Below are 5,256 nucleotides of genomic sequence, written 5' to 3'. Positions count from 1 at the left end.
CTAAAGCGAAACTTTGTCAGTGTCGTAGCTCTGGCTTGTGCTTTTGTCTGGTTACCAATGTGAAACGTCAACAGCTCCTAGTGATGCAATTACAGACGCTTTCTCAGGAACCATGAATTGCATTGCATGGTAGGGTAAAGGGCTGCTTTCTTCTCTACACCATGGACATTTAAAAAAATGTGAAGCTTTTATTCCTGAAGGCATTATTGAAATACGTCTTTTTTTTGCATCTTTAAAGCAAGATGGACAGATTGATTTACTGCAACAAGTGGTTGTTGTTAGTGTTTCGTAAATTCGTGCCTTTCCACATGGACATAGCGCCTCGGCAAATGACGTTAGACTTTCTTGATCGGATATTTTCAGTTGATAACCAAGGTTTGTCACTACGGTATACTTGGGAAAGTGTGTCACCTTATGCCCTCAAAAACAGGTTCCTTTGTGGTAATCATGTTTTTTTATTGTAACTATCTGGATAGATATTGGTTATTTGTCAGTATTATGGAATAAAGGTTCATAACAAAATGGTTATATTGATATCGTGTTTAAAGCTGATCTGTAATGCATTTGGTATTCCCTTATCGATTTGTTATACAGGCGTAATGAACAGGCAGGAAACTCGGTCTTACTCTTATGCTGATCAATGAAACACTGGTTCCTGAAAGTCTTAACTACAGTTGCTTGATTCTGGCGTTGATATCGCTGTTTCTGGCGTCGATGGCAGCCCCTTGGCGTGCTCTTAAGGCAAAGGCCTCTCGTCAACACTGCCTGTATGCCGCCATGCTGATGTTGACAGGCTGTTGGATACTCGGGGTTCGGTTGTCTGGATCCGGTATTACCATCCATATGCTGGGTATTACAGCAGTTGTCGTACTGTTTGGCTGGAGTCTTGCGGTAATTGCGGGATGTATTGCTCAGTTTTGCCTTGTTTTGCTGGGGCTGGGAGATGGATATAGTCTGGGTGTTAATCTGCTGGTTATTGTGGTTTTACCAGCGACTGTTAGCCGTCTGATACTCTGGATTATTGAGCAACTGCCGTCTACAAACCTGTATGCCTATATGCTGGGGGGTGGTTTTATCGGTGCAATATTGTCGGTTATCGTCAGTGCGACTGTCTTGATCGGACTGTCATTCTGGCCAGGAGCCGAATTGCTGCATACTTCCCTGGCAAATATTGCTCCCTACCTGTTTATGCTGTCCTTCCCGGAAGGGTTTCTCAATGGCACAGTGGTAACCGCTGCTACCGTATTTGCGCCAGATATTGTGCGTACCTTCAATGAGGAAAAATACCTCGGCCGTTAAGCGTCCCGGATATTTTCCGGCTTGCGCTACGACTCCTGTCGGCAGTGGTGCATAATGTTGGGCTGAATTCACAGAGTGCTTTCCGTTGCCGAGTATCATGCGCAGAATCCATTTGTTAAGCCCCCGTCTAGCCAACCAGATCGCCGCCGGTGAGGTGGTGGAGCGTCCGGCATCCGTGGTTAAGGAATTGCTGGAAAACAGCCTGGACGCGGATGCAGATCGCCTCGAAGTGGATGTGGAAGCCGGTGGTGTTAAACAGATCAAGATTCGCGACAACGGCCACGGGATTCCCCAGGATGACCTGGCGCTTTCACTGAGTCGGCATGCGACCAGCAAGATCAGCGCTCTGGAAGACCTGGAAGCGGTAGGGACGTTGGGTTTCCGGGGGGAAGCGCTGGCCAGTATCAGTTCCGTGGCCCGCCTGACCCTGACGTCCAACGTGGAAGGGCAGGAATCCGGCTGGCAGGTGTTTGCTGAAGGGCGTGATATGGAAACGGTGCAGAAACCGGCGCCGCATCCGGTCGGCACCACGGTCGAAGTCCGTGACCTCTTTTTTAATACACCAGCACGGCGCAAGTTTTTGCGTACTGAAAAGACGGAGTTCAGCCACCTGGAAGAAGTGATCCGACGGCTGGCACTGAGCCGTTACGATGTCGGGTTTACCCTGCGCCATAACCAGCGAGTGATTCACCAGCTGCGTCCGGCGAAAACTCAGGCGGAAAAAGAGCGGCGTGTTGCCAGCATCTTCGGGGCGAAGTTTATTGAGAATGCCGTGGCGGTGGATGTTGAGGCTTCGGGGTTGCGTCTTTGGGGTTGGGTCGGCTTGCCGACGTTTTCCCGTGCCCAGGCTGATCTGCAGTATTTTTACGTCAATGGTCGTACCGTTAAAGATAAGCTGGTGGCGCATGCGGTTCGTCAGGCTTACCGGGATGTACTCTATGGTGGCCGTCATCCGGTGTTTGTGCTGTTTCTGGAACTGGATCCGGCGCAGGTGGATGTGAATGTGCATCCGACAAAGCATGAAGTGCGTTTCCGGGATGGCCGCATGGTGCATAACTTCCTCTACAGCACGCTTAACCGGGTGCTGGCAGCAGTGCGTCCGGAAGATCAGTTGCCTCCGGTTGCACAGTCCAAATCAGCGACGATCAGCGGGATTGATGCCGGTGAATTCAGTGGGCAGGGACGGATGGTATTGCAGCAGCCGTCTTCTGGCGCTTCTTCTTTTGCTTCGTCTTCGTTGTCTGCAGGAGGGAGTGCATCACCTGCGCGCCAGAGTTACAGCTTTTCAGCAGAGCGTAAACCTGAATCGATGCCGGTGCGCGAGCAATTGAATGCTTACCGTAACCTGCATGAACCTGTTGAAGCGTCCAGCGACCCTGTGATTGGACAAACTGCTGGTGATGATGAAGATATTCCGCCATTAGGGTTTGCTGTTGCCCAGCTGAAAGGCATTTACATTCTGTCTGAAAACCAGCACGGACTGGTGCTGGTGGATATGCATGCTGCCCATGAACGCATCACCTATGAGCGCATGAAAACGGCCTGGCATGAGCAGGGGATTACAACACAACCGTTGCTGGTACCTGATTCGCTGGCCGTTAGTACTCGAGAAGCGGATGCCGCCGAAGAACATGACGAACAGATTCGTCGTCTCGGTTTTGTCCTTGAGCGTATGGGACCTGAAACACTGGTCGTACGACAGATACCTGCGTTGCTGCGCGGCGCGGATGTCGAAAAACTCGTGCGCGATGTGATTGCGGATTTCACTACACATGGCTCCAGTGATCGTATCGAAGCCCATATCAACGAATTGCTGGCTACCATGGCCTGCCACGGTTCTGTACGTGCCAATCGTCGTCTAACGGTACCGGAAATGAATGCGCTGCTGCGTGATATGGAGCACACAGAGCGCAGTGGTCAGTGCAACCACGGGCGTCCGACCTGGACGCAGCTTTCTCTGGATGAATTGGACAAGTTGTTTTTGCGTGGCCGTTAAAGTGGAATCGATTTAAAGGTGACAATGCTGGCTTTCAGGACGGAAAGTGGTGGGAGCCAGGCAATCAGAACGGCGCAAATGAACAATAACGCACCGGATACTACCGGCTGACTGATGGGAATGGGTTTGCAGGCAGACCCGAATGAGCGCTTGAAGCGGGTACCGGAAATGTCAAACGCGTAGATTTCATCCAGCAACAGGTGGATCAGGAAGCCAAACCCCAGAAAGATTCCCAGCAGCCAGGCAAAGGTGGCACTGACACCGATCACATGCCAGGCGATATCCGTCACAAGTAAGCTGAGCGTCAGGCCGGTCAACAGCGAATGCCAACTGCCGCGGTGTACCGTAAATTGTTTGAACAGCGGTAATGCGAGCCAGCGCAGACAGAGATAGACGCCTAATATAATCAACCAGACTTGTGTCAGTGGCTGGGTGTGACTGAGGCGTACAATAATCACCACCGTCAACAGCAAGGCAATACAGTTAAATACCACTTTCAGGGATGAAGAGTTATCGGCATCCACATCCGGTAGCAGGCCGCCAAGCGTGCCGGTAAGCCAGAGCACCATGCCTTCACTGGTTGTCGAGACACCTGCAGCTATAGCTGCACTGGCAAGTAAACCACTGCCAATGCCCGCGAGGCTTAGGTGGGTATTGAAATTAGCCATTAATTGATTGAGTGTTAAAAAAATGGAAAGGTAGGTATTTTATCGGTGTGGTGAAGAATAATAAATCAATTTTTATGAATGTTTAGATGCTGTTTGAATTGTTGTGCAGAAAATAAATGCGGCTTAAAAAACATTTTTAAGCCGCATGGTAAAAAATTAATTCCTGAATAATTTGAGGATTTTTTCTTTTTGCCGGGTGGACGTCAGCTCAGGTAGGTCATCTAATAATTCTTGTACCAATTTGTCTGCGGTAGAGCCATCTTCTGTTTTAGCAGAAAAATCAATGCCGTATAGCTTTAGGGTGTTTATTATTCTTTCTGCGTAAGAAATACATGAGTCAACTTTTGCGGGGTCATGCTGGCTTTTTTCTATATTCAGAATTAAGCTGAATGCCAATAGGTGAAGAGAGGATTCCTTATCTTCGTCAGTCTCTAAAATCTGGTTTGTGTTGATTTTTTCAGGTAAAGGGTGATGAGTAAAAAGCATCTCCATAGCATCGGGATCCAGATATTTGCAGATAATATGTATAGGGGCATAGCCTTGTGATGTTGGAATGTTGGCATCAGCACCATATTGTAAGAGTTCTGGAATCAGGGCGTTGCTATAGTTGCTGATTGCGAATGCTAAAGGCGTTGCTGAAAGTGTATTATCATCTGGCTTTCTTATCTCTCTTGGAACTGGGTATTGGGATAGAAGGTTCACATTTGCGCCAGCTTTTAAAAGTGCTGACATAGAGTCTCTCATTGGTTTCTCTAAATTCCCCTTTTCTTTTACATAAAAATAAAGGTGGATGACATACATTAACGGAGTGATGTCAACAGTCTGATCATGAAATATGCATCTTGTACATTTATTAACATCTTGTCCTTTTTCAGTAAGTATACGGAGCATTTTGTCATCTATTCCATGCGGGTGAGATATTAATGTCATTAATGGCGATAAGTGGCAGGGAGGACCCATATCGGTGTCTATATCTTCTGGTGTCAGTACTTTTAACGCCTTGGCTGTTTGGCCTTTATTCATGTAGAGCTTAAACCTTGCAGGTGCAGGACGACGTTCTTCACGTGCTTGGGGTTGCGTTTCTACAAAGTACTTGGGGGTTGTTGCTTCTGCTTGTAGCGGAGGAGGCTCGCACTCCATCTCGGACGCTTCAGATCTTTTCTTCTTCTTCTTCTTTTTAACGATCGGCTGATCAAGAGAAGTATTTTCCATGGTAAGTACTCAAAAACCGGTACATAAGGCGATTTCACGTTCTGCCGCCTAAGCTCATCCCCATGTTCCCATTACCGCCTG

Annotated in this window: 4 protein-coding genes; 2 read left to right on the top strand and 2 right to left on the bottom strand. The window is 48.3% G+C overall.

Annotation, left to right across the window (positions count from 1 at the left end; all coding sequences use genetic code 11):
- Window positions 1-630 precede the first annotated feature (630 nt).
- Together ABD892_RS11865 and mutL are read left to right on the top strand one after the other, a co-directional pair.
- Complete coding sequence (locus tag ABD892_RS11865; RefSeq protein WP_345195895.1) at window positions 631-1,299, top strand: energy-coupling factor ABC transporter permease; 669 nt, start codon at window positions 631-633, stop codon at window positions 1,297-1,299.
- Between the two features lie 97 nt (window positions 1,300-1,396).
- Window positions 1,397-3,295, top strand: coding sequence for a DNA mismatch repair endonuclease MutL (gene mutL, locus ABD892_RS11860; protein ID WP_345195894.1), 1,899 nt, complete (start codon window positions 1,397-1,399; stop codon window positions 3,293-3,295).
- Here the strand turns inward: mutL and ABD892_RS11855 are convergent.
- Both ABD892_RS11855 and ABD892_RS11850 read right to left on the bottom strand, forming a co-directional pair.
- Complete coding sequence (locus ABD892_RS11855; RefSeq protein WP_345195892.1) at window positions 3,292-3,963, bottom strand: hypothetical protein; 672 nt, start codon at window positions 3,961-3,963, stop codon at window positions 3,292-3,294. The two genes, mutL and ABD892_RS11855, sit on opposite strands and share 4 nt — an antisense overlap.
- A gap of 156 nt (window positions 3,964-4,119) precedes the next feature.
- Window positions 4,120-5,175 carry an ankyrin repeat domain-containing protein gene (locus ABD892_RS11850; RefSeq protein ID WP_345195891.1) on the bottom strand — a complete coding sequence of 352 codons (1,056 nt, stop codon included), beginning with the start codon at window positions 5,173-5,175 and terminating at the stop codon, window positions 4,120-4,122.
- Window positions 5,176-5,256: the final 81 nt, after the last annotated feature.

This window comes from Kistimonas scapharcae (assembly GCF_039540975.1).
Classification (GTDB): domain Bacteria; phylum Pseudomonadota; class Gammaproteobacteria; order Pseudomonadales; family Endozoicomonadaceae; genus Kistimonas; species Kistimonas scapharcae.
The sequence above is the reverse complement of the archived record's forward strand: the minus strand, read 5'-3'. Positions and strand labels throughout refer to the sequence as shown.

Excerpts from the sequence above, each read along its gene's own strand:
- ABD892_RS11865 (WP_345195895.1), top strand. The coding sequence starts at position 631 with ATGCTGATCAATGAAACACTGGTTCCTGAAAGTCTTAACTACAGTTGC.
- mutL (WP_345195894.1), top strand. The coding sequence starts at position 1,397 with ATGCGCAGAATCCATTTGTTAAGCCCCCGTCTAGCCAACCAGATCGCC.
- ABD892_RS11855 (WP_345195892.1), bottom strand. The coding sequence starts at position 3,963 with ATGGCTAATTTCAATACCCACCTAAGCCTCGCGGGCATTGGCAGTGGT.
- ABD892_RS11850 (WP_345195891.1), bottom strand. The coding sequence starts at position 5,175 with ATGGAAAATACTTCTCTTGATCAGCCGATCGTTAAAAAGAAGAAGAAG.